Annotated in this window: 14 protein-coding genes; 5 read left to right on the forward strand and 9 right to left on the reverse strand. The window is 46.1% G+C overall.

Features of this window, described 5'->3' with window-relative positions; all coding sequences use genetic code 11:
• Positions 1–507: 507 nt before the first annotated feature.
• Positions 508–2,295 carry a sensor histidine kinase gene (locus AACT18_RS07570; protein ID WP_094125694.1) on the forward strand — a complete coding sequence of 596 codons (1,788 nt, stop codon included), beginning with the start codon at positions 508–510 and terminating at the stop codon, positions 2,293–2,295.
• Between the two features lie 49 nt (positions 2,296–2,344).
• Positions 2,345–3,685 carry a sigma-54-dependent transcriptional regulator gene (locus tag AACT18_RS07575; protein WP_094125695.1) on the forward strand — a complete coding sequence of 447 codons (1,341 nt, stop codon included), beginning with the start codon at positions 2,345–2,347 and terminating at the stop codon, positions 3,683–3,685.
• 49 nt (positions 3,686–3,734) lie between these two features.
• On the opposite strand, the gene AACT18_RS07580 is transcribed toward AACT18_RS07575, so the two are convergent.
• The 7 genes from AACT18_RS07580 to AACT18_RS07610 form a co-directional block, all read right to left on the reverse strand.
• Positions 3,735–5,096 (reverse strand): TRAP transporter large permease, encoded by a 1,362-nt coding sequence (locus tag AACT18_RS07580; protein WP_094125696.1) that lies wholly within the window; start codon positions 5,094–5,096, stop codon positions 3,735–3,737.
• 3 nt (positions 5,097–5,099) lie between these two features.
• On the reverse strand, positions 5,100–5,786 hold the full coding sequence (locus AACT18_RS07585; RefSeq protein WP_026028632.1) for a TRAP transporter small permease: 687 nt from the start codon (positions 5,784–5,786) through the stop codon (positions 5,100–5,102).
• Positions 5,787–5,919: 133 nt separating this feature from the next.
• Positions 5,920–6,915, reverse strand: coding sequence for a TRAP transporter substrate-binding protein (locus AACT18_RS07590; protein WP_017044592.1), 996 nt, complete (start codon positions 6,913–6,915; stop codon positions 5,920–5,922).
• Positions 6,916–7,398: 483 nt separating this feature from the next.
• Positions 7,399–8,652, reverse strand: coding sequence for an ABC transporter substrate-binding protein (locus tag AACT18_RS07595; RefSeq protein ID WP_094125697.1), 1,254 nt, complete (start codon positions 8,650–8,652; stop codon positions 7,399–7,401).
• A gap of 147 nt (positions 8,653–8,799) precedes the next feature.
• Positions 8,800–10,254, reverse strand: coding sequence for an ATP-binding protein (locus AACT18_RS07600; protein WP_094125698.1), 1,455 nt, complete (start codon positions 10,252–10,254; stop codon positions 8,800–8,802).
• A 2-nt stretch (positions 10,255–10,256) separates the two neighbouring features.
• Positions 10,257–10,985 carry a response regulator gene (locus AACT18_RS07605; protein ID WP_026028047.1) on the reverse strand — a complete coding sequence of 243 codons (729 nt, stop codon included), beginning with the start codon at positions 10,983–10,985 and terminating at the stop codon, positions 10,257–10,259.
• Positions 10,986–11,102: 117 nt separating this feature from the next.
• Positions 11,103–12,572, reverse strand: a complete 1,470-nt coding sequence (locus tag AACT18_RS07610; RefSeq protein WP_094125699.1) for a protein adenylyltransferase SelO — start codon at positions 12,570–12,572, stop codon at positions 11,103–11,105.
• 122 nt (positions 12,573–12,694) lie between these two features.
• Here AACT18_RS07610 and AACT18_RS07615 point away from each other — a divergent pair, with 122 nt between their 5' ends.
• Positions 12,695–14,062 (forward strand): L-serine ammonia-lyase, encoded by a 1,368-nt coding sequence (locus tag AACT18_RS07615; RefSeq protein WP_029189727.1) that lies wholly within the window; start codon positions 12,695–12,697, stop codon positions 14,060–14,062.
• A 47-nt stretch (positions 14,063–14,109) separates the two neighbouring features.
• Here the strand turns inward: AACT18_RS07615 and AACT18_RS07620 are convergent, their stop codons facing one another.
• Positions 14,110–14,883, reverse strand: a complete 774-nt coding sequence (locus AACT18_RS07620; RefSeq protein ID WP_019280838.1) for a hypothetical protein — start codon at positions 14,881–14,883, stop codon at positions 14,110–14,112.
• 324 nt (positions 14,884–15,207) lie between these two features.
• Between AACT18_RS07620 and AACT18_RS07625 the strand changes: the two genes are divergently transcribed.
• Positions 15,208–16,446, forward strand: a complete 1,239-nt coding sequence (locus tag AACT18_RS07625) for a DEAD/DEAH box helicase (RefSeq protein WP_026028635.1) — start codon at positions 15,208–15,210, stop codon at positions 16,444–16,446.
• A gap of 197 nt (positions 16,447–16,643) precedes the next feature.
• On the forward strand, positions 16,644–18,425 hold the full coding sequence (locus tag AACT18_RS07630; RefSeq protein ID WP_094125700.1) for an alpha-amylase family protein: 1,782 nt from the start codon (positions 16,644–16,646) through the stop codon (positions 18,423–18,425).
• 130 nt (positions 18,426–18,555) lie between these two features.
• On the opposite strand, the gene AACT18_RS07635 is transcribed toward AACT18_RS07630, so the two are convergent.
• The coding region (locus tag AACT18_RS07635; protein WP_094146640.1) for a BCCT family transporter at positions 18,556–19,910 on the reverse strand (1,355 nt) is incomplete at its 5' end.

Raw genomic sequence — 19,910 nt, forward strand, 5'->3', positions numbered from 1 at the left:
GGCTGCATCCTTGTGTTGTGCTCTATCCGAACACTTCTTTTAAAACCAGCATCAATATTGGTGAAAAAAACCAACATTGGACTAATAAGCGACATCTTTAGTGACTCGAATCTGTCTTAAAGGTGTCTCTGATTAGTCTCAGGACAGAAAATTTAGACGCGACATTCTACCGACCTGAATCCGTGCTGTCGAGCCAATCACCGCAGAGAGATGATTCCGTACCCTAAATTGCTTTCTAAGTGCTAAAAATTCCACCAACGTGAAAAAGCACAGTTTTGAAATGGGGACAATAAAGGCTTTTTCAAGGGAATCGAGGCTTTTTTTACCCCAAAAGCGTAAAAAGAGATCTTGCTCCTGTTTTGCCCCCCACAATTGCGCTCTTTTTAAACATCACCCAAAGGAAAACCAGTAGAATTATGAGTCAATGCTGGGAGCATTATCACTTGCAAAAATGGATATCTCTCGCAAAAGAACTGCCCTTGTCGCGCCGCTGAACATGGAGAAAGGATGCTACATATTCGCCGAGTAAACCTTATTTTTGTAACGTTATTCCTTTTGTCTACCGCGGCTGGGGCGCATTTTGTTTGGCGGCACAACTACCAAAGTTTATTGATTGAACATCAAGCTCAGCTAGAGCGATTCTCTAGCCACATCACCACAAAACTTGATAAATATGCACATATCCCAAGATTGCTAGCCAAAGATAAAGAACTCATTGACGCTTTACACAGCCCCAGCAATAGCGCCCAAATTGAAATCACTAATCGCTATTTAGAACAGGTCAATGAAGTGATTCAAGCCGCTGACACCTATCTCATCGACCAATATGGCAACACGATCGCAGCAAGTAACTGGCACCTCACTCATTCATTTATTGGCCGAAACTTCGCTTGGCGGCCTTACTTTAAAACGGCCATAACTGGGCAAGAGAGCCAATATTTTGCGTTAGGATCAACATCGGGGCAACGAGGATATTACTACTCCTACCCTATCGTTTATGCCGCAGATGTCATTGGCGTAGTGGTAGTAAAGATGGACCTTTCCGCGATTGAGGAAAACTGGCAGAGCAAACAAAGCTATTTTGTCGCCACCGACGACAACAACATTATTTTCATGTCCAGCCAACCGGAGTGGCTGTTTAAAAGTGTTGCCATGCTGAGCGAAAGCGATCGAATTGCGGTTCAAAATAGCCGCCAATATCTTGATACCTCCATTCGCTCACTCGGATTGAGCGGCGATTTTAGCGCATCCGTTGCCGAATGGGAAAATCCTTATCAAACTTGGATTAAAGGCGATTTCATCGTTTCAACCAAACCGCTGCCCAGTATCGGGCTAAACATTCGGGTTTTATCTCCCAAAATAAACATTTTCTGGGATAGCTTTGGATTTACTCTGATCAACAGCATGCTGTTTGCCATCGTCTACTTAGGGCTATTACTGGTTCATCACCGCCAGCTCAAACAGCGCCAAATCGAACAGTTACAGTCTGAAGCAAAACAAAAATTAGAGTTTCTGGTGATGGAGCGAACCTCTGCACTGCACGCGGAAATTGCGGAGCGAAGTAAAACAGAGAGCATGTTACGCCAAACTCAAGATGAATTGATCCAAGCAGCGAAACTGGCTGTGCTTGGGCAAATGTCCGCCAGTATTAGTCACGAGCTGAATAACCCACTGGCCGCTATCCGCAGTTTTGCCGACAATGGGCGGCGTTTTTTAGCCAATGGTAAGCCGGAACGGACCGATGACAACTTGACTCGCATTTCAGCGCTCACCGAACGCATGGCTAAAATCAGTGAACAGCTCAAATCGTTTGCGCGAAAAAGTAACACCGATGAGAAAGTGAACGCGCAATTATTACCGATTATTTTGTCGACAAAAGAGTTGATGCAACCGCAATTTAAATCGAATTTGATTCAGTTTGAGATGGAATTACCCGCGATGGATCTTTGGGTGCGTGTCAATCCAATCCAACTAGAACAAGTCTTGATTAACTTGCTAACCAACGCGATGCAGGCCCTTGAGGAACAACATCAAAAATGCGTTCGTTTGAGCACTGAGTGCAAGGCCTCTCAAGTGTTGATCCATATTGATGATAACGGCCCGGGAATTACACAAGAAAAAATAGCCCATCTTTTCGAACCGTTTTTCACCACGAAAAAAAATGGCTTAGGCTTAGGCTTGTCGATTTCACAGCAGATAATACAAAGCATGGACGGTGAGTTAACGATGACCAGTTCACCGCAGTGTGGGGCGCGATTTTCAGTCTCTCTACCGATCGTTACGCCAAGCGTGTGATTTACAGACAAAGTATGGTTTAAAGATAAAAAGCAGTTAAGGACAACCAATGTGTGATGTATTTTTTATCGATGATGAGGCGGATATCCGTATCGCCATTGCGCAAAGTTTCGAGCTCGCCGACCTCACAGCGCGGTTATTTTCCAGTGCGGAAGAAGCTTTACTGGCGGCCAAAGCAGACGGGCTGCCTCTTGTGGTGGTGAGCGATATTTGCTTACCTGGCCTCAGTGGCCAGAGCTTACTCAACTCGATTCATCATCAAGATGCTGAGGTCCCTGTTATTTTGATCACAGGACATGGCGATATTTCGATGGCCGTACAAGCGATGCACGATGGCGCATACGATTTTATCGAAAAACCTTTTGCTACTGAACGCTTGATAGAAACCATCCACCGCGCGATAGAAAAACGCCACTTAACGTTAGAAAATCAGCAGCTAAAACGCAGCTTAAAAGCGAGCCAAACTCTTGGACCACGCATTATCGGTAATACTGGCAACATCCAAGCGTTAAGGGACACCATCACTCATGTCGCCGACACTCAGGCTGACATTCTACTGTTTGGCGAAACTGGCACAGGAAAGGAGCTGGTTGCTCGCTCGTTACATGAGCAGAGTTCTCGCCGCGAGCTCAATTTCGTCGCACTGAACTGCGGCGCAGTGCCTGAAAATTTGATAGAAAGTGAACTTTACGTCCATGAAAAAGGCGCCTTTACTGGCGCTGAAACCAAACGCATTGGCAAATTTGAACATGCACAAGGCGGCACCTTATTTCTGGATGAGATTGAATCAATGCCGATGCAGGCGCAAATTCGTTTATTACGCGTATTGCAAGAAAGAGTCATTGAACGAGTTGGATCCAATACCTTGATCCCTCTGGATATTCGAGTCATCGCCGCAACAAAAGTCGATTTAAAGCAAGCAGCTCAAGCAGGCACCTTTCGTCAAGATCTTTACTATCGCTTAAACATTGTCACATTAGATATTCCACCACTTCGCCAACGTAAAGAGGATATTCCTGCGCTTTTCCATCACTTTTTGTTAGTGGCCGCGGCTCGTTACGGTAAAGCGGCAACCGCACTCTCTCAACCTGAAATGCAGCGCTTAATCAGCCATGACTGGCCGGGAAACGTGCGCGAACTACGCAACGCCGCAGAGCGCTATGTGCTATTGGGGAAACTGGCTCAGTTAGGCGACAGCGAGCCATCACAAAAGTTACCCACCCATTTAGTCGAACAAGTGGCCGAATTTGAAAAATCAGTGATTGAACAAGCATTGATTGAGTGTGGTGGGCGTATCAATGAAACAATGGAAAGACTCAACGTACCGCGTAAAACGTTGTACGACAAAATGCAGCGTTACGGATTAGACAAAGAGCTCTATAAAATATAGAGCTCTAATAACATACCGCAGCCATAGAAATTTCAGGTCAGCATTTTGGTTACTTAGTGATGATTTCCGGCCCCATTAAGGTGGTTGGTAACCAAGTGGAAATCCAAGGCACGTAGGTCACAATCATCAAAAATAGGAACATAATCGCCACCCACGGTAGCGCCGCTTTCACCACATTCATCATCGACATTTTGGCTACCCCTGCGGTGACAAACAAGTTTAACCCGACGGGCGGTGTGATCATCCCTATTTCCATGTTCACCACCATCATTATCCCAAGGTGAATGGGGTCAATACCGAGTGCGATGGCGATGGGGAAGACCAATGGAGCAACAATGATCAGCAGCCCTGATGGCTCCATAAACTGACCACCAAGTAGCAGTAATATGTTGACTACAATCAAAAATGTTATAGGCCCGAGACCGGCGGAAAGCATCGATTCGGCAATAATTTGCGGAATGCGCTCTTCGGTCAGAACATGTTTCAATATCAATGCATTGGCGATAATAAACAGCAGCATGATGGTCAGTTTGCCTGCATCAAACAAAGTCGCTTGCGTATCTTTATGGAAAAAGGCTTGCACGATTTTGACCAAGGCAGGTTTGGTATTTTCTTTGTCGGCGAAAGGCCCCATATCTTTGTAAACAAAATTGGCAATCAAGAAAGCGTATACCGCTGCCACCGCAGCCGCTTCGGTTGGCGTAAAGATACCACCGTAAATCCCGCCGAGAATGATCACCACCAGCAACAAACCCCAGCTGGCATCTTTGGCGGCGAAGACCGCTTCTTTCCAACCCACAAAAGGTTGTTTCGGCAGGTTTTTAATTCGTGCAAAAATGTAGATAGCAACAATCAGCATCAAACCCGCTAATAAACCTGGGATCACACCGCCTAAAAACATGCGCCCTACCGATACATCGGTCGCGGCTGCGTACACGACCATCACAATCGAAGGTGGGATCAAGATGCCCAATGTGCCAGCATTACAAATAACCCCAGCGGCAAACTCTTTGCTGTAGCCATTTTTAACCATTCCGGCAATAACAATACTGCCGATCGCCACCACTGTCGCCGGTGAAGAACCTGACAGCGCTGCAAACATCATACAGGCCACTACCGAAGCAATCGCCAGCCCTCCCCGAAACCAACCCACCATAGCGATAGCGAAACGGATAATGCGTTTTGCCACACCTCCGGTTGACATAAAGCTGGAAGCCAAAATAAAAAATGGAATCGCAAGCAAAGTGTAATGGCCTTCAAAAGCGTTAAACAAGGTTTGAGCCACTGACGCTAAAGAAGTATCGGAGTGCCAAAGTAGGAACAGAACGCTGGATAATCCGAGCGAGATAGCAATGGGTACACCGACTAGCATAAAGCCGATGACCATAACAAACAGCAGTAAAATATCCATGAATTAACGCTCCTTGCGAGAATCAATAGGCGGGGTCGCTTCGCGGTTCGGCTCTAACATGGTCTCGCTCACTTGTGCCATTTCCGCTTTCAGCGCTTCAAGATCTTCCTCGGCTTCATGGCCAGAAATCATTCTGTCTAACTTACCGCTGAGAATTTGATAGGCGATTTGTAAAAAGCGAAAAGTGAGTAATCCCATTCCGATAGGCAATGCCATGTATGGAATAAAGCGCGGCATTTTTTCATAGCGCTCCCCTTCATTGAGCCAATCGGAGAGAAATTGCAGCATTTCCGGCATAGGAATATCGTCGGTTTCATACCAAGCACGCTCAGTCGCAAACGGATACCAGTAATTCCACGAACCGATGAGCAGTAAAATAGAAAAGGTTAAACAACAAGCCACCGCGACCAGTGCAGATACTTTTCGCATGGTTGCAGGCACCATGTTAATAACCACATCAACTCCGATGTGAAAGTGTTTCTTTACCCCATAGGACGCACCAACCAGTACCATCCATGCAAACATGAACACGGTTAATTCCAATGCCCATAAAATGTTGCCGTTAAAAACATAGCGATAAACAACGTTAACGAACGTTAATAAGGTCATCGAGCCCAAGAAGAATGCAATCAGCATTTCTTCAATCGCATCGGTAAATCGGCCGACTTTAGAGAAAAAAGAGTGTTCCATGTGATACATCGCTCTCATAGTAATTATCGGAATTGACTCAAGGTCACCGCACGGCTTCAGGTTAGTTATCAATGAGACGAGCAATAAACGCGTTGAGTCCAACCCCACCACGCAAGGTGGGGTTGGAGGCTGATTATTTGTTTGAAGCCAGCGCTGCCTCAATCAAATCTGAACCGATGTCTTTTTCAAATTTCTGCCACACAGGCTTGAGCGTTGTAACCCATTGCTGGCGCTGTTCAGGTGTGAGAGTGCGGATCACGCCTCCGGCTTCCAACACGTATTGTCTATTTTGGAGCTCGACTTTATTTGATTCCGCATTACGCGCTTCAGTGACTTCTTTTAAAATGGTCGCGAACTGGTCACGCACGTCGGCTGGCAGGCTGTCCCACCACTTGCTCGATGTCACCACTAGGTAGTCCAAAATGCCGTGATCGGTTTCGGTAATGCCATCTTGCACTTCAAAGAATTTCTTACCGTAAATGTTGGACCATGTATTTTCTTGACCATCAATAACTTTAGTTTGCAAACCGCCATACACTTCTGCAAAAGACATTTTTTGCGGGTTTGCACCAAGCTGCTCAAACTGAGCCACCAGTACATCAGATGCTTGCACGCGGAACTTTAATCCTTTTGCATCCGCCGGAACGAGTAGAGGTTTATTGGCTGACATCTGTTTCATACCGTTATGCCAAAATTCCAACCCTTTCACACCACGACGTGTCATTGAATTCTTTAGTTTTTCACCGTCAGCTGAGTTTTGGAAACGGTCAACTGCGTCCACATCCTCAAATAGGAATGGCAGGTCAAAAATACGGAATTTTTTGGTGAATTTTTCAAATTTTGATAATGAAGGCGCCGCTAGCTGCACATCGCCGTTTAGCATGGCTTCCAATACTTTGTCGTCATCGTATAAGGTTGAATTAGGGAAAACTTGTAGGCAAGCCTTACCATTCATCTCCTTATTAACACGCTCTTCAAGCAGCGAAGCCGCAATACCTTTAGGGTGCTTATCTGTATTCGTGACGTGGCTAAACTTAATGACGATTTCGCCGGGGTCGCAATTTGCGGCCGCATTAAAACTGGTTACAGCAAGAATGGAAGCGGTCAGCAAAGTCAGTGGCTTTAACATTATTATTCTCCTTGATTGAACATATCAGCCCCATCAATGGGTGCTGGTTGTTTTCTATAAGGCAATTAACAAGCCAACATGACACATTCCATTAACAAGCCAACATGACACATTCCATTAACAAGCCAGTAACCATAAGGTGTCACCAGCTATTCAGTTAACAACAACCCATAGAATCTTATGATAGAAAGCAAAAATGGGTAGAAAATGACCCAAGGAATATGAATTTTGGGTGGGAAATGACACCCAGCTAAATCCATCAAAGGGCGGCGATGAGAATGACAAAAAATGTGAAACGGGAAGGAAGCGCACCCTCCGCCCAAACAGCAAGCCTAGTTTGGGCACTCCCCCCGAGCTCTTTATCGGAGAGCGCGCTAATTGGTTAGAACCGACAGATTATGTTAGTAGCACACAGAAAGTGGTGTGCTACAAGAAGAGGGTGAGCAGGCAGGCTAAAAAACCTACCCACTCTGGGGGTTAGGGCTACATCGCAGCTTTCACCGCTTTCGCTAGTTTTTGTGCTGCTTGTTTTGGATCCGCTTTCGGATCATTGAAGAAGTTCGTTACGACATCAAAAATCGCGCCTTGGGCATAGCTGGTTGTCGACATACCATGGGCAATACTGGGCACAAGGTTGTTGGACTTAGCCGTCGCTTTAAAGGCCGCCATTGAGTCCAACGCGCACTGGTCAAATTTTGACATATTCATATCTGTGCGTACCGGGATCGAGCCTTTGTTGAGGTTAAATACCTCTTGGAATTTAGGATCTAGGATCGTGGCGGCTAGCGCTTTTTGCGCCTGCTTATTGTCTGCATCAGTTAGCTCAAAAAAGACAAAACTATCGACATTATGGATAAATTGATCGGCCGTACCTGGCGCGGCCACGCACAGGTAATCTTTACCCGCAACTTTGCCCGCAGCGGTAAACTCCCCTTTTGCCCAGTCGCCCATGATCTGCATCGCCGCTTCACCATTTATCACCATTGAAGTCGCAACGTTCCAATCACGGCCTGGAGAGTTAACATCAATGTAGTCATGAACTTTTTTAAACTGGCTGAACACGTCAACCATTTTGTCGCCCGCGAGCACAGCCATATCGAGCTCAACAAACGCTTTCACGTAATCTTGTGAGCCAAGAACGCTCAACGCCACCGCTTCAAAAACCGTCGCGTCTTGCCAAGGTTGGCCACCGTGCGCCAGTGGCACATAACCCGCGGCTTTGATCTTATCGCCCGCAACAAAAAACTCGTCTAACGTAGTTGGCACTTTAGCACCCACTTTAGCTAGTACCGCAGGGTTAACCCACAACCAGTTGACGCGATGCACGTTAACTGGCACGGCCACATACTGGTCATTCCACTTCATGACATTGGTGATCATCGGTGGTACGACTTCATCCCAACCACCCTGTTTGGCTACATCATTAAGATTCGTGAGAAAACCAAGCCCCGCCCATTCTTGAATATCGTGTCCTTTAATTTGAGCCGCCGACGGTGGGTTACCCGACACCGCGCGCGTTTTCAATACCGTCATGGCACTTTCACCACCACCACCTGCGACAGCGAAATCTTTCCAACTATGGCCTTGCTGCTCCAACATTTCGGTGAGCACAGCTATCGACTTGGCTTCACCACCGGAAGTCCACCAATGGAGTACTTCCACTTCACCAGCGTGAGTCGAAGGGATGAAAGAGGCAGAGAGGAAAGATAAAGCAAGCAGAGTGTTATTAAATTTCATCATCATCTTCCTTGGTTTTGATTCGGCAAACCTGATTCGCAAACTTTTATTAACCATTAAAGTGCTGATCGTTTACCTACTAGTCTAATCAAAGAAAATTTTTTTCGTTGAAACAAACCGTAATTTTAACGTAACGAAAGCGTTACACTACACCGCTAACGTAGGTGGGATAAAGACTTGTGCTTCCAGACCACCGTGAGCTGGATTGCGTAAAATGAGATCTCCGCCGTGTCCATGTAAAATACTTCGGCATATTCCAAGACCAAGACCGTGGCCTTGGTCATCATCGGCAAGGCGAAAATAGGGCTCAAAGACCGCTTCTAATTTATCTATCGGGATCCCCAGGCCTTGGTCTTGAATGGTGATAACCACCCACTCTGGATTTTCTTCCAACTTCACCCACACTTGCTGACCATACTTCACACCATTGCCAATCAAGTTTGTCAATACTCGTTGAATAGCTAAAGGCTTAGCGATTATCGGTTCAAGCTGTGTAGGCGTAAAATGGACCACTTGGCGAGTTAAGTTGTACCCTTCAGCAATCGTCTGAATCATCTCATTGAGATCAATACTGCTGTTATTTTCGTGTAAATCGGTATCTCGCACGCACTGCAATGCCCCTTTAACCATCATCTCTAGCTCATCGAGATCGCGGTTAAATTTTTCGCGCTTAACATCGCTTTCGAGCAATTCAGCCCTTAGGCGTAAGCGGGTGATGGGTGTTTTTAAATCATGAGAGATGGCAGAAAACAGATGCTCTCTATCGGCCACGTAACGTCGAATTCGTTGCTGCATACGATTGAATGCGCGGGTCGCAGTGATCAATTCTGTCGCCCCCTCTTCACGCAAGGGACGCTGGGCAATATCCATACTCATCTCATTCGCCGCTTTGGCTAAATTTCTCAGTGGCCGAACTTGGCGGCGCATAAGCAAGTAGGTCAACGCTAACAAAATGGTGGTGGAAAAAAAGAGAAATAAGATCTGCTCTTTTCTTAGTAGAGTGTCATCCAATTTCACGTATGGAGCGGGAAGTAGCGCCGCCACGTAAACCCATTCATGGCTTGAGAGTTCAATTTGCACCACCAGCACTGGCGGGTTTAGCGGTTCAAGTGTGAGTGTATGGTAGGCCCACGACTTGGGTAAGTCGCTGAGAAAAATATCGTTTTTTAGTAACCGCAAATGTTCTGGTTTGGTAAATTCAACTTGAATACTCTCAACGTTATTGAGCTTTTGTTGCAACACTTCCCTCACCGCGTCGACTGAAGCTCGCTTGAGCGGCGTATCGATAATCGGCTCCACAGTCAATGGCTCTTTATTGAATGAGACAAAAAAACGGGTTCCCCCCATATTGCGAATTTGATCCAGCACGATATGCCGATACTTGACGGGTAGTGATTGAAAAAAGGTCACGGTGGAAGCAAACATACCAGCCATGCTAGAAGAAACGGAACTGATCCCTTCCAACTCTTTTTGTTTAGATTGGCTGTACCAAATCGCCGTTGCAATGCCCTGCGCTATCACCACCGCCAACAAAGTCAGCAGCAGTGTTCGTGAGACAAGAGAGTTGGGTTTTAAGCGTGAAAAGAGACGTCTTAGCGTCATTTTTAATGGCCGTAACTGACCGGAACGGCCAGAATATAACCGTTGCCACGCATGGTTTTAATATAGTGAGGGTATTTTGCACTATCACCCAATCGCTGACGTAAACGGCTAAGTTGCACGTCGATACCTCGCTCAAAAGGGAGCGCTTCACGTCCACGAGTAGCAAATGAGATGGTATCGCGATCAAGCACTTCCTTAGGCCGGGTTAAAAACAGCATCAGTAGTGCAAAATCACTGCCCGACAAGTCATGCTCATCGGCACGCTCTAGATGTGTAATTCGGTGTGACAAGGTATCGAGCTGCCAATCACCAAACGTAATTTGTTTGGGCAACGCATCGGTTGTTTTTTCATCATTGACTTGTACCCGGCGCAGCAAAGCCTTGATGCGCGCCATTAACTGACGCGGGTTAAAAGGTTTCGCCACATAATCATCCGCGCCAATTTCTAAACCAATGATTTGGTCAGTTTCATCAGAAACCGCGGTCAACATAATGATAGGAACGTTCGAATGACGACGGATTTTTTGGCATAAAGTAAAACCATCGTCTCCGGGCATCATCACATCCAACAAAATAAGATCGGGATAACTGTTACGTTCCAAATAGGCTAATAGCTCGATGCCATCCGCGGTGGTGACGATATCAAAACCAGACTTCGTCAAGTACTCATCTAATAATTGCCGAATCTCTTCGTCATCATCCACGACTAGAATGCGCGTTCTTGCCTGCATGTCCACTATCCATATTTTCAACTGATCGGCCTAGTGTAGCTATAGGTCATTTTTTTGATTATTGATATTTATGTAAAGTTTGAATTCTGTCTAGATAGAGATCACAAAATGCGTTACTTATGAGGAACAACTGATTTCCATTTTTTTCCCCCATTCAGGAGGAAGCTGGGCAAAATGACTCTTTTCCGGTTGCTCGGCATAAGGGTTGGCTAACAATTGTGCTAATTGGTGCACTTGTTGGTAATCACCCTGTTCTGCTTTATCAATCGCTTGTTGAGCCAAATAATTACGCAAAATATATTTCGGATTCACTTTTCTCATCTCTGCGCAGCGCTGCTCAATCGAAATTGCGTTCCCCGAACTGTCGATTTCTCGCTCACAACGAGCCAGATACTGTTCAAGCCAAGACTGAGCGGCAGCGCGGTCAATGAAGAGATCCAATACAGGTTGCTCCCCTTCTCGATCCAAGTTGGATAGTTGCCGGAAAAAGCGAGTGTAGTCGGTGTGATTTTTGGTTAATAACTCAAACATTTGCTCAAACAACACAGAATCACCGGACAGAGAGGCCAACACCCCCAATTTACAACGCATTTGCTGGCTAAAATAACGGCCGAGCTGCGCTTCAAACTGAGCGAGAGCCGCTTCCAGATCGCTTCTTTCAACTAACGGTGACAATGCATGTGCTAAAGCGGACAGGTTCCACAACGCCACACGCGGCTGCTGATCAAACGCGTAGCGGCCTTGATAATCGGAGTGATTGCCAATATAAGTCGGTTCATAATCGTCGAGAAAAGCAAAAGGACCGTAGTCAAAGGTTTGACCGAGGATAGACATGTTGTCGGTATTCATCACACCATGGGCAAATCCAACCGCTTGCCAATCGGCAATCATCTTAGCAGTACGCTCAACAATGTGACTAAACATGGCCGCATAAGGTTTTTCTTGTGTAAGGCAATCAGGGTAATGCCACTCAATCACTTTATCAGCCAGTTGCTTTTGCTCTGCTAATTGGTTGGTATAGAAAAAATGTTCAAAATGGCCAAAGCGAATATGGTTCTGCGCTACACGTACCAGCAGCGCACCTCGCTCTTGTTTTTCTCGATAAACAGGCGTGTCACTGCTCATCATCGCTAATGCTCTTGTGGTCGCAATCCCAAGACCCGCCATCGCCTCGCTACACAAGTATTCACGAATAGTGGAGCGCAGTACGGCGCGGCCATCCCCCATACGCGAATAAGGCGTAAGCCCTGCACCTTTCAAATGCAGATCATACACTTCCCCCGTTTTACTCTCGATTTCGGCCAACAGTAACCCACGGCCATCACCTAAATCAGGGTTATAAATACCAAATTGATGGCCCGCGTATTTCATCGCTAATGGCTTAAATTGCGTGGGAATAACTTGGCCAGACAGGCTGTGCAGTAGCTCATCATTAGGTTGTGTTGGTAAAGACAAATCGCCAGCCAGTGAGGCATTCCAAGCAACCCAACGCACATTGTCTAAAGGCGCTGGGTTCACTTGAGAATAAAAAACCGAGGGTAATTCACCATAGCGAGTGTGCAGTGTTACTTGATCCCAAATCGACATGCGAAGTCCTCATAATATGGTTTTGGTTAGACTTTTGCACGTTAGCAAATACTTGAGCTCTAGACTAGGGTATTATTAGGCAAAGTTGTCACCTATTACAGGTCACATTCAAGGTGAAGTCGATGTTATCCATTTTTGATATTTTTAAAATTGGTGTGGGCCCTTCTAGCTCACACACCAATGGGCCAATGATTGCAGGCTATCAATTTAGCCAAATCATTGCTGATTTAACGCAAGTGGCAAGAGTGCAGATTGACCTTTACGGTTCATTATCACTTACAGGACGTGGCCACCACACTGATCGGGCCGTGATATTAGGTCTGCTGGGCAATAAGCCTGACACCATCAAAATCACCAGCGCCAATCAAGCGCTAGCGCATGCTATTGAACACGGTGAGCTTAATTTAGCGGGAAAAAAGCTCATTCCATTCCAGCTAAAAACTGACCTCCTCTTCCAAAATACTAATCTTCCCTTACATGAAAATGGTATGACGATTACCGCTTTTGGAGCGCAAGGAGAAACGTTAGCCTTTGAAACTTACTACTCGGTGGGAGGCGGTTTTGTTGCTACCGCCAAAGAGTTGGAACACGGTAGTGCAAATGCACCCGTGGAGGTCGAATTTCCTTTTACTTCAGCTGATGAATTACTCTTTAAAGCCGAAAAACATGGCTTAAGTTTAGGCAGTCTCGTTTTGCGCAATGAAATAGCGTTTCATGACCTTGAAACGATTAACCACAAAGCCGATCAAATTTGGAAAGTGATGTCGCTCTGCATGCAGCGCGGCTTTGAAACGGAAGGCATTCTCGAAGGTGGGTTGCATGTCACGCGCCGCGCACCAGCACTGCTCAAAAAGCTGGAAGCTAACGCGGCGATTGAAAGTGACCCAATGGAGATCATGGACTGGATTAACCTGTTTGCTTTCGCGGTCAGTGAAGAAAATGCAGCGGGAGGGCAAGTGGTTACCTCGCCAACCAATGGCGCGGCAGGAGTGATACCCGCCGTATTAATGTATTACCACCGCTTTATCCGAGAGCTTGACACTAAGCAGTTGAAAGATTTTCTCGCCGTGGCTGGCGCTATTGGTATTTTGTACAAAACCAATGCTTCTATTTCGGGGGCCGAAGTAGGCTGTCAAGGGGAGATTGGAGTCTCTTCCTCAATGGCAGCGGCAGGGTTGACCGCTCTAAGAGGTGGTAGCAACGAACAAATTTGCATGGCGGCTGAAATTGCCATGGAGCATTCATTGGGTATGACATGCGACCCAATGGGTGGCTTAGTTCAAGTCCCTTGCATCGAACGCAATGCAATGGGAGCCGTGAAAGCGATTAACGCTTCACGCATGGCCCTAAAACGGACCAGCAAATGCTTAATTTCTCTAGATAAAGTGATTGAGACCATGTACCAGACGGGGAAAGACATGAATCGGAAATATCGTGAAACCTCATTAGGCGGCTTAGCGTTAATCCACCTATCACCACCTTGTGAATAGTAATACCGTTCAATCCTCATCAAGCCCTGTGTGAATACAGGGCTTGTTTAAGCGGTAAATTCAGGAATGCGTAACTCTTGGTTCTGGGTAATCGCTTCTCGCTGCACAATCCACTGAAAGCTGAGCGACAACACACAAATCTCAACCGCACAAACCACTAACCAGACGAGTGACAATAGTAATGTCAATGGCAGAAAATGCAGATTAAACAAGGGCTGTAGTAGTGCGTTGATAAGCATGGGGATCACACCTATCAGCACAAATAGTGCTTTGGCGTGGGGCTTTGACATTTGCCACGCGACACTCAAACCTCTAGGTTGATGATCTAGTGCTGTTGCTGGCAAAACTAATGACCAGCGGGAGATAAACCAACCAATAGGCAGCATTGCGGCATAGGTACAAAGCTGGATTAACCACATTGGCATAGTCACTATATTTGCCAGCGAGCCAATGATAAACATGGGTATGATTAGAATGGCAAACAGCATAGCGCCTAAAGCAGCCCACCATCCAATAAAGCGCAATTCACGCGAACTTAAATAAAAAATCGTGCTCAAACGGCAAGATTTTTCACCCAGCAGAACCAAACGATGCAAGCGCACTGTCGCCATCGCCGCCGTTACCGTATAAAGCACATAAACAATCACATTCGTTAATGTGAACAACTGTTGTGGATCATCAAGGTCAACAACACCAATCGTGAAATAGAGATTCACCACCAAAAAAGGTGAAGATTGCAGCATGAGAGTCAGCCAATTTTTTTGGACTAATTTTAACGCACTCACCACAGTATACTGAATCGGTAGCTGCTGATATTCCATGAATCTATTCCCTGACAAATAAGTAAGGTTAATATATCGAAAATAGATCCCACTTGTTCTAAAAGCTCTGTGATGCCAATCCAACTCCCTGCACTCATTGATAACAATCTTATTGGTATCTCATATTAGTGACTCGGCAACGAGGCGCTATTCTGAATAAGGAGACAATCGCTGACACTGAGGTATCTCACCGCATTTGAAAAGTTCATGCTAGAATGCGCCGAATTTGCGATGAGTTGCACTCAAAGTATTAGGGCGTAGCGCCTTACGATGAGAAAGCCATCGCTTGCTAACTGTTTTGACTTTTTAACTCTGAGAGCCCGCATGCCATTTTCCAACCTAGGATTGAGCGATCCAATCTTAAAAGCCGTTCACGAACTCGGCTATTCTGCCCCAACACCGATTCAAGAACAGGCAATCCCTGCCATTTTGACGGGTAAAAATGTCATTGCGGCAGCGCAAACCGGCACGGGTAAAACCGCTAGCTTTGTACTGCCCATTTTGCAGATGCTTAGTCAAGGAACAACTCAGCGCGCCAAACGTGTTCGCGCATTAATTTTAGCGCCCACTCGCGAATTGGCTCTGCAAGTGGAAGAGAACGTCACTCAATACGCCAAGTATCTGCCCTTAACCTGCCTTGCGATGTACGGCGGTGTCGATTCGCAAAAACAAAAACAACGCTTGATTGAAGGGGTGGATATTTTGATCGCCACGCCGGGGCGCTTGCTTGATATGTATGGCCAACGCGCCGTTCATTTTGATGAGCTTGAAGTGTTGGTGATGGATGAAGCTGACCGCATGCTCGACATGGGTTTCATTGAAGACATCAATAAAATTGTTGATCGCCTGCCACTAAACCGTCAGAACTTGCTGTTTTCGGCGACCCTTTCTCGCCCAGTGCGCGAGTTGGCCAAATCAGCCATTAATGATCCGATTGAAATTGATGTCGCTGGTTACAACCGCACACCAAATCAAATCGAGCAGTGGATTATCACTGTCGATAAAGATCAAAAATCTGCACTACTGAGCCATTTGATTACTGAAAACCAATGGCAACAGGCGATGATTTTCATCGAAACCAAACACGGTGCGGCAAAGCTGGCGAGCCAACTGGAAAAGCGTGGCATTGCGGCAGAGGCGTTTCACAGTGGCCGTAGCCAAGAAGTTCGTGAAAAATTATTAGCCGATTTCAAAGCAGGTAAACTGCAATTTTTGATTGCAACGGGCGTTGCCGCGCGCGGTATTGATATTGACAACTTAGAAAGAGTGGTGAATTACGACTTGCCTTATCCTGCGGAGAACTACATTCACCGTATTGGACGAACCGGTCGTGCTGGTGCAACCGGTGAAGCAATTTCTCTCGTATCACGCGATGATTTTAAAAACTTGTGCATGATTGAAAGCCGCTTAGGACATTTGCTTGTGCGTAAAGAAATTGAAGGTTTCACACCGAAAAAAGACGTGCCTATTTCCATTTTAAATTACCACTTGAAAAAGCGTGATAACGAGCACTCAAGTGCACCGCGTCGTAGCCCTCGCCCTAAACAAGAAAAACGCTCATAAGCATAATGCTTCTTTACAAATCCCACCGCCCGGTGGGATTTTGTTGACTAAACCATTCCCGCATCACACTTTTACGCCTTCTTTCTCTCTACGCCCCAAAATCACTACCCAAGGATGATTCTGTCTTCATCAACTTCTATTAGCCTGCAACTCATCTCCTATTTCTCGCATCCCATCATCGCTTAGGTTGACACGTTATGGCTTACAACAAATACACTATCTATCAAGTTTTCACGCGCTTATTCGGTAATACAAACTGTTGCTACACACCTTGGGCAACGAAAGAACAAAATGGCGTCGGTAAATTAAGTGACTTCACTGACGATGCACTCAATGCAATTCATCAACTTGGGATCACTCATATTTGGTATACCGGTGTTTTACATCACGCACTGGTGGGTGATTACCGTGCATGGGGAATAGAGAATGATCACCCAAGTGTTGTCAAAGGTAGAGCGGGCTCGCCTTACGCCATTAAAGACTACTATTCGATAAACCCTGATTTAGCCGACGACCCAGCTCAGCGTAATCACGAATTTGAAGCCTTGATTAAGCGTACACACCAAGCGAGTATGAAAGTCATCATCGACATTGTCCCTAACCACGTGGCGCGCCAATATCAAGGGCTCAATAACCCTGTCGGAGTCAATGATTTTGGTGAAAATGATGATACCAGTGTGCAATACGCCAGGGACAATAACTTCTATTACCTACCCAACACCTCCTTTAAACTGCCAGATATTCCCACCTCATTGCTACCGTTGGGCGGTGAATGCCACCCAGATTTAGCCACCCCGTTTTACGAACACCCCGCAAAATGGACAGGCAATGGATCTCGTTTAGCCAAGCCGAACATCGATGATTGGTATGAAACCGTCAAAATAAACTACGGCATCAAACCGGATGGAAGCAAAGATTTTGCCGAGCTTCCGCAGCAATACCGTTTCCTACCTCACCTTGAACACGCCGTTTTCTGGCAAGACAAAAGTGTCCCGGATTCATGGCGTAAATTTCGGGATATCGTTCTTTATTGGATCGATAAAGGCGTGGATGGCTTTCGTTATGATATGGCCGAAATGGTACCGATTGAATTTTGGAGCTATCTCAACTCGGCAATTAAACTACAAACCCCCGATGCTTTTTTAATGGCAGAGGTGTATCAGCCAAATTTATACCGCGATTACATCCAGCTCGGGAAAATGGACTATCTGTACGACAAAGTCGACCTTTACGATAGTCTCAAAGCCATCATGCAAGGACACGGCTCTACCAAAGAGATTGGTCGTATTGAATATCAACTGCGCGACATTGAGCATCACATGCTGCATTTCTTGGAAAACCATGACGAGCAGAGAATTGCCTCGCCTGAATTTGCAGGGGAAGCACATAAAGCACGCCCAGCCATGTTGATTTCAGCCTGTTTATCCAGCTCACCAACCTTGCTTTATTTTGGGCAAGAAGTGGGCGAACCGGGAGCGGAACATGCCGGCTTTGGCCAGCCTTCTCGCACCTCTATTTTTGACTATATCGGTGTTCCACAACACCAAAAATGGATGAATAACGGCGCATTTGATGGTGGCCAATTAAACGAGAGCGAGAAGCAGCTGCGCCATTTCTACTCAACATTACTGAATTTAGTCAAACAGAGCCCCGCACTGACCGGTGAATATCATGATCTGTACGCCGCCAATGTCGAACACTTCTCCGACCAACAAGATGGCTTATTTGCTTTTGCTCGCTCTAACCCGTCACAAAAGCTGATCATCGCCGCGAACTTCAGTGCCACAAGTGGCAAAACCGTAAAACTGCATTTACCTAAAGCATTGACCACTTATTGGCAGTTAACCTGTGGTGAGCACACTCTATTCGACCCGCTAAATCAACAAACGCTGACGCTCTTCGTCAACGAACAAGAGAGCTATGTGGTGATCGACTTCACCCCACTTTCGACCCATTTCATGGTTCTCAATAATATTTAAACCTCAAAGAGAGTCATTGGTCTTCTTTCAATACAACAAGCCAGCATCTTCATCGTGCTGGCTTGTTTTGCTAAACGCTATAAAGCTAAGCGCTCTAAACGCTCTAAACGCTATAAGGTTAAGGCTTGCTTTAAGTGACTTTCATTAACACGGGTTCTTGATCAGATTCCCGCTCATGCTGATTGGGCAAAATGCCTAAAGTATGTAAAAAGGTTTTGAGCATGATGGCGTAAATGAACATCATAGGAAGGCCTGCGACCACACAAAGCGACTTAATGGTTTCAATCCCTCCCCCAGCCAAAAATACACTTAAACTGATCAGCCCAATCGCACAGGCCCAAAGCAATTTTACTCGGTTATCGGGATCACCATTCAAAGCCAATTCATTGGTGGTGAGCATCGCCGTCGCAACACTCGCACTGGACATAGTGGTCAGCATCAATAAAAACTGAATGAGCAGAAATAACCCAAGCACCCCATTTCCCCCAGGCAAGGTTTTTATCAATGAAACCACTGCGTAGGTTAAGCCACCTTCTGTCATCCAGCCCTGAACGGGTAAACCGCCCAGCATTTGAGCCCACACCGCATAGCCACCAAAAATGGAGATAAAAAATGCGCAGCCCAAAGCGCCCATCGAGATGGTGTACAAAACCACTTCACGAATCGTTCGTCCACGAGAAATTCGCGTGATGAATAGGCCCATCATAATCAAGTACGCGTAATACCAAAACCAATAGTACTGAGTCCAGCCTTGTGCAAAACCACTTTGCTGAACAGGGTCTGTCCACAATGACATTCTAAAGAAATTATCCAACATCACGCCCAGTGAGTCAGTGAAACTATTAAGAATGAAAGAAGGTTGAGTCGCCAATAATACAAACAGGGCAAACAACACCGCCATGCTGACTGTCCAGTTAGAAATCATGTTGATGCCTTGATTAAAACCAACCCCCATCACAACCACTAACGCAGCCACAAAAAGCACAATAATTGCACCTTGTAAGCCAAGGCTATTCTCAATTTGTAACAGCTCTGCCACACCGGCGCTGACCAAGGTCACAGTTAAGGCTAGCGAGCTAGCAAACGCGGCCAACGTACCAAAAATCGACAATAGATCGATACTTTTTGCCACCAAAGGATGGTCACCCACTACCGAAGAACACAAACTGGAAACTTTTAACGTGCGTTTTTTTTGTACATAAAATGCGTAAGCAAACGGAATCGCTGGAAAGCAGTAAATCGCCCAGCCTGTAATGCCCCAATGAAAAATAGAGTAGGTAACGGCCCATGCCGCAGCAGGATAACTATTAGGCTCGGCAAATAACGGCGGTGATTGTAAGTAATACATCGGCTCACCTATCGCCCAGTAGATGAGTGACGCCCCGACGCCAGCGGGGAAAAAAATCCCCCCGCAAGAAAAAATAATGTATTCGGGTTTTTTTTTTCCCAAAACAAAGCCGCCGGATTTCGAACAAGCCAGCCCCA

The organism is Vibrio sp. V04_P4A5T148, from assembly GCF_963875605.1.
GTDB classification, from domain to species: domain Bacteria; phylum Pseudomonadota; class Gammaproteobacteria; order Enterobacterales; family Vibrionaceae; genus Vibrio; species Vibrio anguillarum.